Consider the following 18213-nt stretch of genomic DNA (forward strand, 5'->3'; position numbering starts at 1 on the left):
CTGATCACCATTCCGATGATCGCGCCGTCGCTGGCGGCGGGGGGCATGATGTCGTTCGCGTTGTCCCTGGATGATTTGGTGCTGGCGAGCTTCGTCTCGGGGCCAGGCTCCACGACCCTGCCGATGGAAGTGTTCTCGGCGGTGCGCCTGGGCGTGAAGCCCGAGATCAATGCCGTGGCCAGTCTGATTCTGCTGGCGGTGTCGCTGGTGACGTTCCTGGTCTGGTTCTTCAGCCGTCGAGCCGAAGAAATTCGCAAGCGTGCGATTCAGCAGGCCATCGAGGAAGCCGCCGCCGACTCCTGGAAGCAACCGGAAGTACGCCGGACGCAGGCGCCTGAAGCGGCTTAAACGCTGTGGATCAAAAGATCGCAGCCTGCGGCAGCTCCTACAGTGGAATGTGAATCCCGTAGGAGCTGCCGCAGGCTGCGATCTTTTGACTTTATGGCTCAGAATTTTGCAGCGAAAGCGTCAGCCTGACCGGCAAAAATCTACCGCGCCGGCAACAGTTTCAAGGTGCTGCGGGTATTGGCCGTCACTTCTTCGTCATTGAAGTTCGCCTGGTAGTAAACCCCTTCGATGAACGCCTCGGCCTGATCGTCATAGTGGCTGTCGAACGGTACGCCGCTCTGGCCGACCGGGTTGATGGTCAGGCTGTGGGCCGGGTCGGCGAAGTCGATCAGGCGCCGTGTCGACGGGCCGTAGGTCACGGGCCATGGCGCCGGGCCGATCTTGGCCGAGAGGTTATTCGGCACTTCGTGGGTGCCGGGCGCCGCGAACGGCCCGACGTTGAAGATCCGCTCCAGCGGCTTTTGCATCCCCAGCGGATGACCGTGGGTCAGGGTGTGCGCCTTGCCCCACTGCCATTGCGCAACGTCGGCGCCCAGGGTGGTCTTGAGGTGAGCCATGCTCGCTTGCCAGGCCACCTTGACCGTGTCGGCGCGGGTTTCCTTGCCCGGGGTGTTGCGGTTGTCCCACCAGGGTGAATCGGCGCAGGCCGCCAGGCGCGGCAGCGCGGCATCGATTACCCGGGTCGGGAGCAGCGTTTCGAAGAAGTCATTGCCCAGTTCATCGTGCAACGTCGCGTCGGCGAGGTTGAACAGGAACTGGTTGAACAGCGTGGCGCTGATGGAGTCCAGCGGGTAATCGCCGCTCCATTGCGCCAATTGCTCCACCCGTCTGAGCTCGGCCGGATCGCTCACCACTTCACGCAACACCGGCAACAACGGCGCGAGCAAACGCGGACCGTAAGCGGTAGTGGTGCCCAGTTGCAGTTTCTGGTTGGCCTCGTTGTCCCATTTCACATTCTTGTCGCTGAGCTGGCGATTGAGCTGCTGCCCGCGATCGGCGAGGTTGTAGTAACCGGGAATCTCCATGCCGGTGGGCGACACCGGTTGGAAGTTGGCCGAGACGATGTAGCCTCGCGCCGGGTTCTCTTCCTGCGGGTTGGCACTGAACGGGTAAAAACCTTCCTTGTCCGCCTGAGGGGTGCTGCCGTCGAGGATAAAACCGGGCTTCACCCCGGCCGGGCGTTTGGGCAACAGCGCCGAGGCCCACCAACCGATGTCGCCTTTGGCATTGGCGTAGACGATGTTCAGCCCCGGTGCCTGAACCTTGGCCGATGCGGCGCGGGCCTTGGTCAGGGTGTCGGCGCGGTTGAGCTGGTAGAAGCCGTCGAGGATCGGATTCGGGGTTTCGAGAAAGGCCCACCACATGGCCACCGGCGTCTTGCCGGCGGCGGTGCCGAGCGCATCGTTGACGATCGGGCCGTGGGGCGACTGGCGCAGGGTCAGCGTGACCGCTGACTGGCCTTTCACCGCGATCTGTTGTTCGGTGTTGATCATGTCGACCCATTTACCGCGATACCAGACCTGGTTCGGGTTGTCCGGATTGACCTTCTCGGCGATCAGGTCCAGATCGTCGTTCTGGAACATTGTCAGGCTCCAGCCGAAGTCCAGGTTGTGGCCGAGGAATGCAAACGGCACCAGCGCCTGATGGTAACCATAAAGCTCGAAGCCCGGCGCCGACAGGTGCGCTTCGTACCACACCGACGGCACCGAGAAGCGAATGTGCGGGTCACCGGCCAGCAGCGGCTTGCCGCTTTTGCTGTGGTTGCCGGAAATCACCCAGGCATTGCTGCCTTCGAATTGCGGCAGGCCATTGTCGGCCAGAGCCTGCTCGCTCAGGCGGGCGAGGGCGTTCAGGTCCTTCCAGTCATGGGTGGTGAGGGCGGGAGCAGGGTTGGCGCGCCCTTTGGCCAGTACGCCTTGGGGCTGCCAGTCGAGATCGAAGATAGTCAGGTACTCGGCGCCCAGCTGGTCACGCACATAAGTCAGCAAGGGTTCGGTGCGAAATGCCGCGGCGAAGCTGTAGGCCATGTAACCGGCGATGCTGATGCTATCTTCGGCGGTGAAAGGGCGCTTGGGGATCCCCAGCACGTCGAACTCTACCGGCGCAGCGTGGCTGCCCTGATATTGATTGATGCCGTCCAGATAGGCTTGCAGGGCCTTCCATGCAGGCGACTGACGATCCAGCGCGGCCACGTAGCTTTCGGCCCGTTCGCGAATGCGCAGGCTGCGAAACAGTTTGTCGGTGTCGAGCAGTTTCGGGCCGAGGACTTCGGCCAACTCGCCACGGGCCAGGCGCCGCATGGCTTCCATCTGGAACAGTCGGTCCTGGGCGTGCACGTAGCCGAGGGCGCGGTAGAGGTCGGTTTCGTTTTCGGCACGGATATGCGGCACGCCGCGCTCGTCGTAGCGCACGGTCACCGAGCCTTGCAGGTGCTGCAACGCCACCTGGCCCTGACGCGTCGGTTGCTTGCTGTACACATACCAGCCACCCCCGGCGACGAGCATGACGATCAGCAAGGCAAGTGCGGTCAGGACGCGTTTCATGGTGACTCCTTGTTCTTTCGGGATTGCCGCCCGTGTGGGCTGCAAACGTGTAGCACAGGCCTCCTGTGCCGGGCATCGCGGTCCTGGAAAAGTCAGTAATGGCCTTACTTCATCTGCGCCGGCCATGGGCAGTAGCAACCCACCGCCAGCGTGTGGGTGGCGTTCACCGCCCGGCCTTCGTTCAGCGCTTGCAGGATGGGCTCAATAAAACTGTTGCTCGAATTGCAGGTCAGGCCTTCGCTGTACGGACCGAAATACGCCAGCTTGCCAGTGCGGTCCCAGATCGCTACCGCCGGGCTGGCGGGGACCTGTTCGGAGCCAGGCAGGACAGTGATGGTTTTAAGGCGGCTCAAGGTGGCGGGCAGTTGGCCGTGGCTGCCGGGTTTTTGTACCGTATAGAACTCGACGCCCTGCGGTACATATTGCTCAACCAGTTCAGTCAGGTGTTGTTGGTTGCCGACGTTGCACGGGCAGGCCGGGTCCCAGAAGTGCACCAGGCGAATGGCGCCGGGGCCGGCGAGTTCGTCCGGCAGGCGCAACGGGTCGCCGGAGAACACGGCGGTGTGCGAGCTGAAGGCTCGCAGGTAGCGTCCCTGGAACCAGTCGTAAGCGGCCCACAGCACGCCGGCGCACACAAGGGCGAGCAGGCTGGCAAGCAGTGTGGTGCGGTAGGCCGGGCGCATGGGTTTCAATCCTCGAAGGTCGGCTAGCTTGCCATGCTTGCCGCGACAGATGAATATCGCAGGCCCATAAAGTCCGTTTCGCGCTCTGGAATGCCCCATGCCTGCCACTTTCGACCCCGATCATCTGCGTGCCAGCCTGCGGCCATTGGCCGAGTGGCAGCCGCTGTCGACGGAGGCCATGGCCTATCAGCGTTTTTATGGGCTGGATTTTCCACAACGGACCCTGCGCAGTGGTCTGGGGCGGTTCGAGGTCGATGGCTATGAAGTGGTCAGCCAGCTTTGGTGGTCCGAGCGGGCGAAGGCGACGCTGTTTTTATTTCACGGCTTCTACGATCACACCGGGCTCTACCGGCATGTGATCGAGTGGGCGCTGGACCAGGGTTTTGCGGTCATCGCCTGTGACCTGCCGGGGCATGGCCTGTCCAGCGGCGAACGGGCGAGCATCAAGGACTTCGCCGAGTACCAGAGCACGCTGCAAGGGCTGCTGGCCGAGGCACAGTCGTTGGGTCTTCCGCAACCCTGGCACTTGTGCGGGCAAAGCACCGGCGGGGCGATCGTGATCGACCATGTGCTTAATCAGGGCGCGAGCAGCCCGGCTCAGGGGCAGGTGATTCTGTTGTCGCCACTGGTGCGACCGCGAGCCTGGGGCTGGTCGCGGCTCAGTTATTACTTGCTCAAGCCATTCGTCAAAGGCATCGCCCGGCGCTTCAGCGAGAACTCCAACGATCCTGACTTCCTCGCATTCCTGCAGGCCGATCCGCTGCAACCGCTGCGCCTGCCGACAGCCTGGGTCGGTGCGCTGGGACGGTGGATCAAGCGTATCGAAGCCGCACCGAACAGCCCGCGACGGCCGCTGATCGTGCAGGGCCAGGCGGACATGACCGTGGATTGGCAGCATAACCTTGAGGTGTTGCGGGGCAAGTTCGATCGGCCCCAGGTGCTGATGCTGCCTGGGGCGCGGCATCATCTGGCGAATGAGTCATTGGGATTGCGGCAGGAGTATTTCGGGTTTTTGAGCAAACGGATCAAGGGGCGGAATTTTTAGCGGTAGCCAGGGCCCCATCGGGCTTGCCCCGCGATGGCGATCTGGCTGACGCCAACAATTACTGGGTCAGGCTCGACGTGCTTTGCCCCACCGCCAACCCCGCCCGAATCGCCGCCAGTGCCGCCTGGTAATAAGCCTTGCCCTCAGTGGACTCGGCGAACGTGGCGAACTCTTCCAGCTCTTCATCCGACAGGTCGCGATAAACATACAGCAGCGTGTTGTTCAGGTCGGCGCCGATCTGTTCCATCAAACGCTGGCGCTGACCGTTCAACATGCCTTGAGCCTGACCGCCGCCGAGCAGGCCGGGGATCATCGAACTCAGACTGTCGGCGGCCACGCCCGCGATCGCCAGGCTGACTTCAGCGCCGGCCTCGCGGGCGGGCAGGGCCTGGGCCAGGTGGCCGATGATCAGCTGACGGGTATCGCTGGCCTGCATTTTCGGCAAGCCCTTGGCGTTTTTCGCCAATTGATCGCGACGGGTCGCCAGCAGCTCGGCGGCGACGATTTTCTTGCCCAGCGGCGATTGAAAGAAGGTCAGTGCAGGTTTCGGGTCGGCGAGCTTCTTGCGCAGTTGCGCTTGGGCACGCTGGTCCATGGCCTTGGGGGCGAAACGCTGATTGCTGTTGTTGACCAAGGCCTGAAACACCGCTGGTGGCAGGCTATTCTGGTAACGCTGCTGAGCGGCCGAGAGTGCATCGTTGAAATGCGCGCGTTGTTCTGGCCAACCGGCGACCTTGTACAACTGGTCGTGGCCGTCCGCCCAGGCGGGCAAAACGCAGAACATCAACAGTGAGAAAAGCAAGCGACGCATAGGTACTCCTGTCAGCAGGCGACTATTCTCCGTGCGGCATTCGTACTTGTCGAGAATTCGTATCAGGTTGAGTGCCTTATCCGACCAATCCTCCGCTGCATGGCTCTGTCGGATTTGTGGGCACAGGAATACTATGCGCGCCATGCACATACCCTCTGATCACCCGCTGCTGTTACGTATCGTCGACGACCTGGCCGCACGCGGCTGGTCGCGGCAGAATATTTTCCTGCCTCTGGATCTGACCCGGGCACTGGCGGCCGAGTGCCGCAAACGTGCCGCCGAGGGTGAGCTCGCCCCGGCCGCCGTGGGGCGCGGGCCGTTTTCGGAAATCCGCGAGGGTATTCGCGGTGACCATATCCAGTGGCTTGAACCCGGTCAGGCCGAGGCCTGCGACCGCTACCTGGGGTTGATGGACAGCCTGCGCGAGGCGATGAATCGCGGTTTGTTCCTGGGCCTGGAAGACTTCGAAAGTCATTTCGCCCTGTATCCGCCCGGCGCTTTCTACCTCAAGCATGTTGACCGTTTCCGCGACGACGATCGGCGCATGGTTTCGGCGGTGATCTACCTCAATGACGCCTGGCTGCCCGAGCATGGCGGTCAGTTGCGCATGTACCTGGACGAAGGCGTCGAGCATGATGTGGTGCCTACCGGCGGATGCCTGGTGGTGTTCCTGTCGGGCGAGGTGCCCCACGAAGTCCTCCCCGCGACCCGAGAGCGCCTGTCGTTGACGGGCTGGTTCCGCCGTCGTGGCAACGAGCCGTTCTGATGATGCAAAAGATGCTGGTAAGCCGCTGTTTGCTGGGGCACAGGGTCCGTTACGACGGCGGGGCCAGCGGGCCGTTCGATCTGTTGGAGCAGTGGATTGCAGAAGGTCGGGTGGTGCCGTTGTGCCCGGAAGTCGCTGGCGGGTTGCCGACGCCAAGGGCAGCTGCGGAGATTCCTGGCGGGCAGGGCGGTGAGGTGCTTGATGGCCTTGCATCGGTCATCACCACCGAGGGCGAGGACGTCAGTGCCGAGTTTCTGTCGGGGGCTTGGCAGGCGCTGGAACTGGTGCGGCAGCACGGTATCCGGATTGCCGTACTCAAGGCCAACAGCCCGTCCTGCGGGAATCTGCTGACCTATGACGGGACGTTCGGTGGCGTGAAGGTCAGCGGCGAAGGTGTGACGGCGGCGTTGCTCAAGCGCCATGGCGTGCAAGTCTTCAGCGAGCTGGAGTTGCCGCAAGCGGCACAGGCTCTGACCATGCTCGACTAACAATCCACGACGAACCCTGTAGGAGCGGGCTTGCCCGCGAAGACGGCGGCACAGTCAGCATTGATGTCACCTGACACACCGCTTTCGCGAGCAAGCTCGCTCCTACAGGGTTGAATTTCACTCAGGATGTTTCAGCAGCTCACCCGTACCCGCCCCGAACCACTTCTGCTCCAGCGCCTCCAGCCGGCCATCGGCCTTGATCCGCTGCAAGGCGTTTTCCAGGCTGGCGTGAAACGCCGGGTTACCCTTCTGAAACGGTATCGCCAGGCTCACAGCCGGGGCGGCTTTCGGCTTTTCCTCCGTCAGTGACTGCACCAACAGGATGGAGCGCGGTTGCTCGTCTTTCTGCGCGAGCAATTGCGCTTGGGCGTGCATGTAAGGTTCGCTGAAGTCGAAACGATCCTTCAGGTCCGAAGTCAGTGCGATGTGATTGATGGCAACGTCGTATTTGCCGCTTTCGACGCCGGTCAACAGATCGCCGGAGTCGGTGACAACGAAGTCGGCCCGCACATCCAGCTCATTGGCCAGTAATTGACCCAACTCGACCTCGAACCCGGTCAGTTTGCCGTCATCCTTGAAATTGAAAGGCGGTGTATTAGCCTCAAGAGCAATGCGCAGTTCGCCGCGGTCGTTTACATCGTCAATCAGTTCGGCATGGGCCAAAGGGCTCAAAAGGGGTAGCAGGCAGATCAGGCCAGGCAAAAAGCGCATGGTCACTCCTTTGAATTCATTTTATCGCGACGCGCAGTTCAGGCTCGCTTTGCTATGGTTGTCGAGAGCCTTCGACAACGAATGGCCGTTAAGTTGTCACGGCCAAGCGAATTTTACGGAAAAACTGGAGAAGAGAATGAAAACCTTTATGTCACGAGCAGGATTGGTTGGGCTGTTGCTGAGCGCATCGATGCTGGCAACCGCTGCCACACCCGCTCCCAAAGGCGCCGAAGTGTTCATCGTATCTCCCGAGGATGGAGCCACAGTCGCGCAAACTTTCACTGTGAAATTCGGCGTCAAGGAAATCGCGCTGGCACCAGCGGGCGATGTCACCAAAAACACGGGGCATCATCACCTGCTGATCGATGTCGACAAACTGCCAGCAGCCGATGCGCCGATCCCGATGGATGCCAACCACATGCACTTCGGCAAAGCGCAGACCCAGGCTGAAATCAAACTGGCTCCGGGCAAGCACACCTTGCAGCTCGAACTGGGCGACAAAGGGCACATGCCGTTCGATCCGCCGATCGTTTCGAAGAAAATCACCGTGACAGTGGAATAAAAAACGGGAGCCCTTGGGGCTCCCGTTTTTTATTGCGGCAAGTTTCAAGCGGCAAGCTTCAAGTAGAAGCCAAAGCTGACTCAACTTGCCGCTTGTAGCTTGTCGCTCGAAGCTGCTGTTAAAACAACACGCGGCAACGAATGGTGCCGTTGATGTGCTGCAGCTTCTCTTGCGCCATTTCCGAGTATTCGGCATCGACGTCGATAACCACGTAGCCGACTTTCTCGTTGGTCTGCAGGAACTGACCGGAAATGTTGATGCCGCTTTCGGCGAAGACTTTGTTGATCTCGCTCATCACACCCGGAATGTTCTCGTGGATGTGCAGCAGGCGGTGCTTGCCAGGGTGAGCCGGCAGGGCCACTTCCGGGAAGTTCACGGACGATACCGACGTACCGTTGTCGCTGTACTTGACCAGTTTTTCCGCTACTTCCAGACCGATGTTGGCCTGGGCTTCAGCGGTGGAGCCACCGATGTGCGGGGTCAGGATCACGTTGTCCAGGCCACGCAGCGGGCTTTCGAACTCTTCGTCGTTGGAGCGCGGCTCCACCGGGAATACGTCGATGGCGGCGCCGATCAGGTGCTTGTCCTTGATCGCGTCCGCCAGTGCGTCCAGTTCGACCACGGTGCCGCGAGCGGCGTTGATCAGGATGCCGCCCTTCTTGATGGCGCGAATTTCCTTCTCGCCGATCATCCACTGGGTGGCAGCGGTTTCCGGAACGTGCAGGGTGACGATGTCGGACATGCCCAGCAGTTCGTGCAGGTTGCCGACCTGGGTGGCGTTACCCAGTGGCAGTTTGGTCACGGTGTCGTAGAAGTACACCTGCATGCCCAGGCCTTCAGCCAGGACCGACAATTGAGTGCCGATCGAGCCGTAACCGACGATGCCCAGCTTCTTGCCCCGGATTTCGAAGGAGTTGGCCGCGCTTTTGATCCAGCCGCCGCGGTGGCAGGAAGCGTTCTTCTCAGGGATGCCGCGCAGCAACAGAATCGCCTCGGCCAATACCAGCTCGGCCACGGAGCGGGTGTTGGAGTACGGTGCGTTGAATACCGCGATGCCGCGTTCACGAGCCGCGTTGAGATCAACCTGGTTGGTACCGATGCAGAAACAGCCGACAGCCACCAGTTTCTTCGCGTGATCGAAGATCTCTTCGGTCAGTTGAGTACGGGAGCGAATGCCGATGAAGTGAGCATCGGCGATCTTTTCCTTGAGCTGGGCTTCCGGCAGAGAACCTGTGAGGTACTCGATGCTGGTGTAGCCCGCCGCCTTGAGGACGTCGACAGCCGATTGGTGGACGCCTTCGAGAAGAAGGAACTTGATCTTGCTCTTGTCGAGAGATGTCTTGCTCATCTGCGTAAACCTGTATCCCGGAGAAAATTGGCAGGGAAGTAGCCAGCAGACGCTGACCCGAACGGCATGACAGCCGTCGCCGCGGAACAGGCGTTGGGCACTATTGCGCGGGGTCGGTATGCTAGCATACGTGCCCCGCTAACACTCATCCCTGCGACGTGAAGCGTACTCAGGATGACCATGAATTGTTCGAGAGTTCTGTCGATGACCAATCCTGCCCTGATTGATGAGCTGAAGACCCTGGTTGAGCCCGGCAAGGTACTGACCGACGCCGACTCCCTGAATGCTTATGGCAAGGATTGGACCAAGCATTTTGCCCCGGCCCCGACCGCCATTGTGTTCCCCAAGACCACCGAGCAGGTCCAGGCCATTGTCCGTTGGGCCAATGAGCACAAGGTTGCGCTGGTGCCGTCCGGCGGCCGTACCGGGCTTTCTGCTGCAGCGGTGGCGGCCAATGGCGAAGTGGTCGTGTCCTTCGACTACATGAACCAGATCCTCGACGTGAACCTCACCGACCGCACCGCTGTTTGTCAGCCGGGTGTGGTTACCGAGCAATTGCAGAACACGGCCGAAGAACACGGCTTGTACTATCCAGTGGACTTCGCGTCGGCAGGCTCAAGCCAGATTGGCGGCAATATCGGCACCAATGCCGGCGGGATCAAGGTGATTCGCTACGGCATGACCCGTAACTGGGTGGCCGGCATGAAAGTCGTCACCGGCAAGGGCGATCTGCTGGAACTGAACAAAGACCTGATCAAGAACGCCACCGGCTACGACCTGCGCCAGCTGTTCATCGGGGCTGAAGGCACCCTCGGTTTTGTGGTCGAGGCCACCATGCGCCTGGACCGTGCGCCGAAAAACCTCACCGCGATGGTGCTCGGTACCGCCGATTTCGATTCGATCATGCCGGTATTGCACGCGTTCCAGAGCAAACTTGACCTGACCGCGTTCGAATTTTTCTCCGATAAAGCCCTGGCCAAGGTCATGGCGCGTGGCGATGTGCCGGCGCCCTTCGAATCCGACTGCCCGTTCTATGCGTTGCTGGAATTCGAAGCGACCACCGAGGAAGTGGCCAACCACGCCCTGGAAACCTTCGAGCATTGCGTGGAGCAGGGCTGGGTGCTGGACGGCGTGATGAGCCAGAGCGAAACCCAGTTGCAGAATCTCTGGAAGCTGCGCGAGTACATCTCCGAAACCATCTCCCACTGGACACCGTACAAAAATGACATTTCGGTCACCGTGTCGAAAGTCCCGGGGTTCCTGAAGGAAATCGATGCGATCGTCGGTGAACATTACCCGGACTTCGAAATTGTCTGGTTCGGCCACATCGGCGACGGTAATCTGCACTTGAACATCCTCAAGCCGGATAACCTGAGCAAGGACGAGTTCTTCGCCAAATGTGCCACCGTCAACAAGTGGGTGTTCGAAACCGTCGAGAAGTACAACGGTTCGATTTCCGCCGAGCATGGCGTGGGCATGACCAAACGTGATTACTTGACCTACAGCCGCTCGCCGGTTGAGATCGAGTACATGAAAGCTGTAAAAGCGGTGTTCGACCCGAACGGAATCATGAACCCGGGCAAGATTTTTGCTGTTTGACTTTTGAATTTAAGCGCTACGAACCAGGAGTCGGTCCATGAGCTATCAGCACCAGTATGTCGATGGTACGCGTATCCACTTCCCGCTGGGGAAAGTGGTGTGCATCGGCCGCAACTACGCCGAACACGCCAAGGAACTGGACAATCCGGTGCCCACCGAGCCTCTGCTGTTCATCAAACCGGGCAGTTGTGTGGTGCCGCTGGAAGGCGGTTTCAGCATTCCCACCGAGCGTGGTTCGGTGCATTACGAAGCGGAAATCGCGGTGTTGATCGGCAAGCCGTTGTCGACCAAACCGAGTCGTGAAGAAGTGCTGGATGCCATCTCCGGTATCGCTCCAGCGCTGGATCTGACTCTGCGCGACAAACAGGCCGAGCTGAAAGCCAAGGGCCTGCCGTGGGAAATCGCCAAGTGCTTCGACGGTGCGGCAGTGATTGCGCCGTTCGTGGCTGACAGTACTTTCGCCGATCTGACCGACATCGGCATCCGCCTGACCATCAATGGCGAAGTCCGCCAGGATGGCAACAGCAAGGACATGCTCAATCCGATCGTGCCGATGATCCAGTACATGGCTGGTTGCTTCTCGCTGCAGGCCGGTGACGTGATCCTCACCGGCACGCCGGTGGGCGTTGGCCCGCTGAATGTCGGTGACGAACTGGTGCTTGAGTTGCCGGGCGTCAGCCGTTTTACCGGTAGCGTTCGCTAATTCAGCGCAAGGCGCTGGCTTTGTAGGAGCTGGCTTGCCAGCGAAGGCGATCTATTGCCAACATCATCGTTGAATGTGATGGCCTCTTCGCTGGCAAGCTCCTACAGGATTGTGTTCCTGTCCCAAAGAAGCAGGGCTTTCCAGCCATTTCCCGTTTTTTTCACATTATTTCCGGATAATTCCGGGGCTTCTGGCGTCTGAGCCAGTCCCAATGTGCTATTACCCATAGCCTGAATTTCTGGAACGCATCCCTGCATGGCCACCCAACCGCTGTCCAACCTGAAAACTGCCCGCCGTTCGCGCTTTGTCATGCGTTGGTATTCCTGGCTTTTGCTGGTGGCCGTCGCTGTGTATGGCCTCGTGCATGCGATGCATTGGGATGACCGTGGTGTGCTCTGGGTGAAGGAGCGCTTCGAAAGCCCGGCCGAACGTCAGGAGAGTATCTGGCTGCCGGATTACCGGGCGGTGATCGACGCCAAGCTGCTGCCGGGCATGGAGAAGGACGAAGCGTCGGACGTGTCTTACGACCCGCAGACCAAAACCCTGTTTGCGGTGATGGGCAAAAACCCGTTCCTGGTCGAGCTGACGTTGCAGGGCGATGTGTTGCGCAAGATGCCGCTGGTGGGTTGGAGCAACCCGGAAGGGGTGACGGTGATGGGCAACGGTTTACTGGCAATTACCGATGAGCGTGAACATCTGCTCTCTATCGTCAAGGTCGATGCCGATACTCGCGAGCTGAACATCGCCAATTTCCCGAAGTACGACCTCGGCCCGTCGAAAGACCAGAATAAAGCCTTCGAAGCCATCGTCTGGAATGCCCGCAACCAGCAACTGTTGCTGGGCGAAGAACGTCCACCGGCGCTGTTCAGCTGGAAAAGCGACGGCAGCCAAATCCTCAAGGGCGACAAGCAAAAACTGTCCAGCGACGAACTGGATATCCGCAACCTGTCAGCCCTGGCCATCGATCCGCGCACCGGCCACACGCTGGTGCTGTCCGCCGACTCCCACTTGTTGCTGGAGTTGGACGAGAAAGGCGAGCAGGTCAGTTTCATGACCTTGCTCGGTGGTTTCAACGGCCTGAAGAAAACCATTCCCCGTGCCGAAGGCGTGACCATGGACGAGGCCGGCACCCTGTACATGGTGAGCGAGCCGAACCTGTTCTACCGCTTTGAAAAACGGTAGGGTTCGGTAATTGTGAGAGAAGGCCACGGGCCATTAAGCTTGAATTCATGCAGCCGTGGTATTTCATCCGCCCGTCCTGTTTCCGAGCTTGCCTGAATGCGCCGACTTGTTCGCCCCAAACCCCTGCTGCTGATGCTGTCGGTCATTGCGCTGATCGTGCTGGTTGCCGTCGGCCAGTACCTGCGCCTGTTCGAGCGCACCTGGTTCAATGTACAGGCGCTATGGCAGCCGGTGAATGCCCAATCCATTGGTCTGGATCAGTATCAGGTCGCCATTGAAGCGCGAGTCATCGACGGTCTGGACGACGATGTTTCAGCGCTGACCTTCGATCCCGTGCGCAAAAGCCTGTTCACGGTCACCAATCAAAACGCCGAGCTGATCGAGCTGTCCCTGGAAGGCAAAGTCCTGCGGCGTGTGGCGCTGGTGGGGTTCGGCGACCCGGAGGCGGTGGAGTTCATCAGCGCCGACACTTATGTGATCACCGACGAGCGCGAGCAACGGCTGATCAAGATTCATCTGGAGACGGACACGATATTCCTTGATGCCGCGGACGCCGAACAGATGACCCTCGGTGTGCACATGAGCGGCAACAAGGGTTTCGAAGGGTTGGCCTATGACTCGGTGGGCAAGCGCTTGTTCGTCGCCAAGGAGCGCGATCCGATGCTGATCTACGAAGTGCAGGGCTTTCCCCATTACAACCCGGAGAAATCCTACGCGGTACACGTGGTGAACAACCCCAAGCGCGATGCCGGGATGTTCGTGCGAGACCTGTCGAGCCTGCAATACGACGAGCGCAGCGGCCATTTGCTGGCGCTGTCCGATGAGTCGCGACTGATTCTTGAGCTGGACGTGGATGGGCGACCGCTGAGCACCCTGTCACTGAGCAAGGGCCGTCAGGGGTTGCACAAGACGGTGCCGCAAGCGGAAGGCATTGCGATGGACGACGATGGCACCCTGTACCTCGTCAGCGAGCCGAACCTGTTCTACGTCTTCAAAAAACCGCCGCAACCCTGAAGCACAACGGGTTCCCCTGTGTAGGAGCTGGCTTGCCAGCGAAGAGGCCATGACATTCAACATCTATGTTGACTGTTATACCGCTTTCGCTGGCAAGCCAGCTCCTACACGGGTTTGCGTTTGGCTTACAGGCTGCGCAGGGTCTTCACGCCTTCGCTCGTGCCCAGCAGCAGCAAGTCGGCCGGGCGAGCCGCGAACAAACCGTTGGTGACCACACCGACGATGGCGTTGATCTGTGCTTCCAGCTCCACCGGGTTGGTGATCTGCATGTTGTGCACGTCGAGGATGATGTTGCCGTTGTCGGTCAGCACGCCTTCACGGTAAACCGGGTCGCCGCCGAGCTTCACCAGTTCGCGGGCCACGTGGCTGCGGGCCATCGGGATCACTTCCACTGGCAACGGGAACGCACCAAGGACTGGCACCAGTTTGCTGGCATCGGCGATGCAGATGAAGGTCTTGGCCACGGCTGCCACGATCTTCTCGCGGGTCAGGGCCGCGCCGCCGCCCTTGATCAGGTGCAGGTGCTCGTCGCTTTCATCGGCGCCGTCGACGTAGAACTCCAGATTGCTGACGGTATTGAGCTCGTACACCGCAATGCCGTGGCCCTTGAGGCGTGCAGCGGTGGCTTCGGAGCTGGCCACTGCGCCGTCAAATGCGCCTTTGTGCTTGGCCAGGGCGTCGATGAAGCAGTTGGCGGTGGAGCCGGTGCCGACCCCGACGATGCTCTTGTCGTCGAGTTTCGGGAGGATGAAGTCGACCGCGGCCTGAGCCACTGCCTGTTTGAGTTGATCCTGGGTCATGCGGGCTCCGAGGTGCCGAAGAGAGGGGACGAAAGGCCGGCATTATAGGCCCGGGGGCGAGCAAGGTCATTGCCCGATTGGCAGGTCAAAAGATCGCACCTGTAAGAGCTGCCGAAGGCTGCGATCTTTTCTGCTGGACTTAAAACCACCTGTTTAGTGTGGTCGCCCGCCCGAAAGCCGGGTTAGACTCCTTGGCCCTGCCCAACCCGCTCAGTGATGCTCCGATGCTCGAACAGTACGTCAAAAAGATCCTCACCTCGCGCGTTTATGACGTTGCCGTAGAAACCCCATTGCAGACTGCCCGTCAGCTCTCCGAGCGACTGGGCAATGACATCTGGCTCAAGCGTGAAGACTTGCAGCCGGTGTTCTCGTTCAAGATTCGCGGCGCTTACAACAAGCTGACGCAGCTGAGCGATGAAGAGCGCGCGCGCGGCGTGGTCACCGCTTCGGCGGGCAACCACGCGCAAGGCCTGGCCCTGGCGGCCAAGGTATTGGGCGTGAAAGCGACCATCGTGATGCCCAAGACCACCCCGGAGATCAAGGTCGAAGGCGTGCGCTCGCGCGGCGGCAAAGTGGTGCTGCACGGGGATTCGTTTCCGGAAGCCCTGGCCTACTCGCTGAAATTGGTCGACGAAAAAGGCTACGTCTACATTCACCCCTACGACGATCCCCACACCATTGCCGGGCAGGGCACGGTGGCCATGGAGATTCTGCGCCAGCACCCGGGGCGTCTGGATGCGATCTTCGTACCGGTGGGCGGTGGCGGGCTGATCGCCGGGATCGCGGCATACGTGAAATACCTGCGCCCGGACATCAAGATCATCGGCGTCGAACCGGATGACTCCAACTGCCTGCAAGCCGCCATGGCGGCCGGCGAGCGCGTGGTGTTACCGACCGTGGGCCTGTTTGCCGATGGCGTCGCGGTGGCGCAGATCGGTCAGCACACCTTCGATATCTGCAAAGACTACGTTGATGAAGTGATCACCGTCAGCACCGATGAAATCTGTGCGGCGATCAAGGATATCTACGACGATACCCGCTCGATCACCGAGCCTGCTGGCGCCTTGGGCGTGGCCGGGATCAAGAAGTACGTCGAGCAACGCGGTGTCACCGGCCATACGTTTGTGGCCATCGATTCCGGCGCCAACGTCAACTTCGACCGTCTGCGCCACGTCGCCGAGCGTGCCGAATTGGGCGAGGGCCGCGAAGCCATCATCGCCGTGACCATCCCCGAGAAACCGGGCAGCTTCAAGGCATTCTGCGAAGCCATCGGCAAACGCCAGATCACCGAATTCAACTACCGCTACAACAATGGCAGCGAAGCGCACATCTTTGTCGGGGTGCAGACGCATCCGGAAAACGACCCGCGCAGTGCGCTGCTCGCCAGCCTCTCGGAACAGGGTTTCCCGGTGCTCGACCTGACCGACAACGAACTGGCCAAGTTGCACATCCGCCACATGGTCGGCGGGCGCGCGGCGCATGTGGTCGATGAAGTGGTGCTGCGTTTCGAATTCCCGGAGCGTCCGGGTGCGTTGTTCAACTTCCTCAACAAGCTCGGCGGACGCTGGAACATTTCGATGTTCCACTACCGCAACCACGGCGCGGCGGATGGCCGTGTGGTCGCGGGCCTGCAAGTGCCCCACGACGAGCGTCATCTGGTACCGGCGGCGCTGGAAGAAATTGGCTACCCGTACTGGGACGAAAGCGACAACCCGGCTTATCAGCTGTTTCTCGGCTGAGCGGCTACGCTGACGAGCAGGCCATAAGGAAATCGAACAATGGAAACGTTAACCGCCCTCAAAATCGCCCACAGCGTGGCGACGGTGTTGCTGTTGATCAGCGCGCTGGGGTTGGCGATCTGGGTCTGGCGCGCGCGCCGTAATGGTGATGCGACGGCTCATGCGCGTACCTTGCAACGGCCGCAGGTGTTCATCTGGCTGTTGATGGGTTTGGCCCTGCTGAGCATGCCGTTCACCGGCTGGTGGATGGTGCATCTGGTGGGCTGGCCGTTGGGGCAGACCTGGCTGCTGGCTTCCAGTGTGCTCTACACCGTGGCGGCGCTGGGGTGGTTCTGGCTGCTGGTGCGGCTCAATCGGCTGCGCAAGGCGCCTGCGGGGGGTAATGGGAAGTTTACGTTTGCCTTGGCATTGTTCAGCTTTGTCTGCTTTATCGCCATTGCGGGGTTGATGGGCGCCAAGCCGGTATAGCGCGGAATCTGTAGCAGCGGCCGAGGTACGAGGCTGCGATGGGCTGCGAAGCGGCCCCAAAGGGCAGTCCTGTGGACCGCAACGCAGCCCCGTACCTCGGCAGCTGCTACAGGCTTAATCAATCGCGCAGACTAATCACCGGCCAACCCCGCTTCTGGGCCTCGGCGCGCAAGTTAGGATCCGGATCGACCGCGATCGGATTCGTCACCTGCTCCAACAGCGCCAGGTCGTTCATCGAGTCGCTGTAAAAATAGCTGTCATCCAGGCTGTGGCCGGTCTCCGCCAACCAACGATTCAACCGGGTCACCTTGCCCTCACGGAAGCATGGGACATCGGTGCTGCGCCCGCTGTACCGGCCGTCGATCATTTCGCATTCGGTGGCGATCAGGGTTTCGACGCCTAAACGTGCAGCAATCGGCCCGGTCACAAAGCGGTTGGTGGCGGTGATGATCACCAGCTTGTCGCCAGCATCACGGTGTTTGGCCAACAGTTCAATGCCCTTGGGCAGCACGATCGGTTCGATGCAGTCGCGCATGTAATCCAGGTGCCATTGATCCAGCGTGGCCATTTCGGTGCGGCCGAGGACTTCCAGGCAGAAGTTCAGGTACGCATCGTTATCCAGCTTGCCGGCCAGATAATCCTGATAGAACTCGTCGTTGCGTGCCTTGTAGGCAACAGCGTCGAGGAAACCGCGTTCGCACAGATAATCGCCCCAGGCGTGGTCACTGTCGCCGCCCAGAAGCGTGTTGTCCAAGTCGAATAAAGCCAGCCGCATTGCAGTTACTCGCTGAAAAAGTCTGTAGAAAGGTGTTCAGAATACGGACTTTTCACAAGAGTGCACATAAGGTAGGTCGGCTCGTTGCTGCTTTCACAACCTTTGTGGAACAATGCGGCGACATGCGTTTGCGAGGTTGTTGCCGTGATCGACCCCGATGGTTTCCGCCCCAATGTCGGGATCATTCTGACGAATGATGCTGGCCAGGTGCTATGGGCTCGCCGAATCAATCAAGATGCCTGGCAGTTTCCACAGGGAGGGATCAACCCCCAGGAGACGCCGGAAGACGCCTTGTACCGCGAGTTGAACGAAGAAGTGGGCCTGGAGCGCGAAGATGTTGAAATTCTCGCCTGCACCCGGGGCTGGTTGCGTTATCGTTTGCCGCAACGTCTGGTCAGGACCCACAGCCAACCGCTGTGCATCGGCCAGAAACAGAAATGGTTTCTCCTGCGCCTGATCTCCAACGAGCAGCGGGTGCGGATGGATTTGACCGGTAAACCGGAATTCGATGGCTGGCGCTGGGTCAGCTATTGGTATCCGTTGGGCCAGGTGGTGACATTCAAGCGCGAGGTGTATCGACGCGCTCTCAAAGAGCTTGCCCCGCGCCTTTTAGCGCGCGACTGACGAC

18 protein-coding genes and 1 pseudogene are annotated in these 18213 nt (G+C 60.3%); 12 read left to right on the plus strand and 7 right to left on the minus strand.

Features of this window, described 5'->3' with window-relative positions:
* Positions 1–348 (plus strand): annotated as a pseudogene (locus HCU66_RS11930) (putrescine ABC transporter permease PotI); the annotation flags it as partial.
* Positions 349–488: 140 nt separating this feature from the next.
* Here HCU66_RS11930 and HCU66_RS11935 read toward each other — a convergent pair.
* Positions 489–2891: a penicillin acylase family protein gene (locus tag HCU66_RS11935; protein WP_205888681.1), complete on the minus strand. Its 2403-nt coding sequence runs from the start codon at positions 2889–2891 to the stop codon at positions 489–491.
* 104 nt (positions 2892–2995) lie between these two features.
* Entirely contained in the window at positions 2996–3574 is a 579-nt protein-coding gene (locus tag HCU66_RS11940; protein ID WP_205888682.1) for a DUF6436 domain-containing protein, read from the minus strand.
* Positions 3575–3671: 97 nt separating this feature from the next.
* Here HCU66_RS11940 and bipL point away from each other — a divergent pair, with 97 nt between their 5' ends.
* Positions 3672–4619 carry a phospholipase BipL gene (gene bipL, locus HCU66_RS11945; protein WP_205888683.1) on the plus strand — a complete coding sequence of 316 codons (948 nt, stop codon included), beginning with the start codon at positions 3672–3674 and terminating at the stop codon, positions 4617–4619.
* 58 nt (positions 4620–4677) lie between these two features.
* Here the strand turns inward: bipL and HCU66_RS11950 are convergent, their stop codons facing one another.
* Positions 4678–5430 (minus strand): DUF2059 domain-containing protein, encoded by a 753-nt coding sequence (locus HCU66_RS11950; protein WP_205888684.1) that lies wholly within the window; start codon positions 5428–5430, stop codon positions 4678–4680.
* A 133-nt stretch (positions 5431–5563) separates the two neighbouring features.
* Between HCU66_RS11950 and HCU66_RS11955 the strand changes: the two genes are divergently transcribed.
* Together HCU66_RS11955 and HCU66_RS11960 are read left to right on the plus strand one after the other, a co-directional pair.
* A complete protein-coding gene (locus tag HCU66_RS11955) occupies positions 5564–6196 on the plus strand; it encodes a 2OG-Fe(II) oxygenase (RefSeq protein ID WP_205888685.1) in 633 nt (210 codons plus the stop codon).
* Between the two features lie 2 nt (positions 6197–6198).
* On the plus strand, positions 6199–6684 hold the full coding sequence (locus tag HCU66_RS11960) for a 2-thiouracil desulfurase family protein (RefSeq protein ID WP_205888783.1): 486 nt from the start codon (positions 6199–6201) through the stop codon (positions 6682–6684).
* 117 nt (positions 6685–6801) lie between these two features.
* On the opposite strand, the gene HCU66_RS11965 is transcribed toward HCU66_RS11960, so the two are convergent.
* Positions 6802–7395 (minus strand): transporter substrate-binding domain-containing protein, encoded by a 594-nt coding sequence (locus HCU66_RS11965; RefSeq protein ID WP_205888686.1) that lies wholly within the window; start codon positions 7393–7395, stop codon positions 6802–6804.
* Between the two features lie 136 nt (positions 7396–7531).
* Here HCU66_RS11965 and HCU66_RS11970 point away from each other — a divergent pair, with 136 nt between their 5' ends.
* Entirely contained in the window at positions 7532–7957 is a 426-nt protein-coding gene (locus HCU66_RS11970; RefSeq protein ID WP_205888784.1) for a DUF4399 domain-containing protein, read from the plus strand.
* Between the two features lie 118 nt (positions 7958–8075).
* Here the strand turns inward: HCU66_RS11970 and serA are convergent, their stop codons facing one another.
* Entirely contained in the window at positions 8076–9305 is a 1230-nt protein-coding gene (gene serA / locus HCU66_RS11975) for a phosphoglycerate dehydrogenase (protein ID WP_205888687.1), read from the minus strand.
* Positions 9306–9509: 204 nt separating this feature from the next.
* Here serA and HCU66_RS11980 point away from each other — a divergent pair, with 204 nt between their 5' ends.
* The 4 genes from HCU66_RS11980 to HCU66_RS11995 all read left to right on the plus strand — a co-directional run bounded on the left by HCU66_RS11980 (position 9510) and on the right by HCU66_RS11995 (position 13803).
* Complete coding sequence (locus HCU66_RS11980) at positions 9510–10904, plus strand: FAD-binding oxidoreductase (protein WP_205888688.1); 1395 nt, start codon at positions 9510–9512, stop codon at positions 10902–10904.
* A gap of 37 nt (positions 10905–10941) precedes the next feature.
* On the plus strand, positions 10942–11607 hold the full coding sequence (locus HCU66_RS11985; RefSeq protein ID WP_205888689.1) for a fumarylacetoacetate hydrolase family protein: 666 nt from the start codon (positions 10942–10944) through the stop codon (positions 11605–11607).
* Positions 11608–11862: 255 nt separating this feature from the next.
* Positions 11863–12789, plus strand: coding sequence for an SdiA-regulated domain-containing protein (locus HCU66_RS11990; RefSeq protein ID WP_205888690.1), 927 nt, complete (start codon positions 11863–11865; stop codon positions 12787–12789).
* 96 nt (positions 12790–12885) lie between these two features.
* Positions 12886–13803: an SdiA-regulated domain-containing protein gene (locus HCU66_RS11995; protein WP_205888691.1), complete on the plus strand. Its 918-nt coding sequence runs from the start codon at positions 12886–12888 to the stop codon at positions 13801–13803.
* Positions 13804–13928: 125 nt separating this feature from the next.
* On the opposite strand, the gene rpiA is transcribed toward HCU66_RS11995, so the two are convergent.
* On the minus strand, positions 13929–14603 hold the full coding sequence (rpiA, locus tag HCU66_RS12000; RefSeq protein ID WP_205888692.1) for a ribose-5-phosphate isomerase RpiA: 675 nt from the start codon (positions 14601–14603) through the stop codon (positions 13929–13931).
* A gap of 224 nt (positions 14604–14827) precedes the next feature.
* On the opposite strand from rpiA, the gene ilvA reads away from it, so the two are divergent.
* Positions 14828–16342 (plus strand): threonine ammonia-lyase, biosynthetic, encoded by a 1515-nt coding sequence (ilvA, locus tag HCU66_RS12005; RefSeq protein WP_205888785.1) that lies wholly within the window; start codon positions 14828–14830, stop codon positions 16340–16342.
* A 39-nt stretch (positions 16343–16381) separates the two neighbouring features.
* Positions 16382–16810 (plus strand): DUF2269 domain-containing protein, encoded by a 429-nt coding sequence (locus HCU66_RS12010; protein WP_205888693.1) that lies wholly within the window; start codon positions 16382–16384, stop codon positions 16808–16810.
* A gap of 118 nt (positions 16811–16928) precedes the next feature.
* Here HCU66_RS12010 and HCU66_RS12015 read toward each other — a convergent pair whose 3' ends face one another.
* Positions 16929–17585 (minus strand): histidinol-phosphatase, encoded by a 657-nt coding sequence (locus HCU66_RS12015; RefSeq protein WP_205888694.1) that lies wholly within the window; start codon positions 17583–17585, stop codon positions 16929–16931.
* A gap of 144 nt (positions 17586–17729) precedes the next feature.
* Between HCU66_RS12015 and HCU66_RS12020 the strand changes: the two genes are divergently transcribed.
* The gene (locus HCU66_RS12020; protein ID WP_007897732.1) at positions 17730–18209 is read left to right on the plus strand and encodes an RNA pyrophosphohydrolase; all 480 of its coding nucleotides are present in this window, start codon (positions 17730–17732) and stop codon (positions 18207–18209) included.
* Positions 18210–18213: the final 4 nt, after the last annotated feature.

It is taken from the genome of Pseudomonas frederiksbergensis (genome assembly GCF_017114915.1).
GTDB lineage: Bacteria > Pseudomonadota > Gammaproteobacteria > Pseudomonadales > Pseudomonadaceae > Aquipseudomonas > Aquipseudomonas frederiksbergensis_I.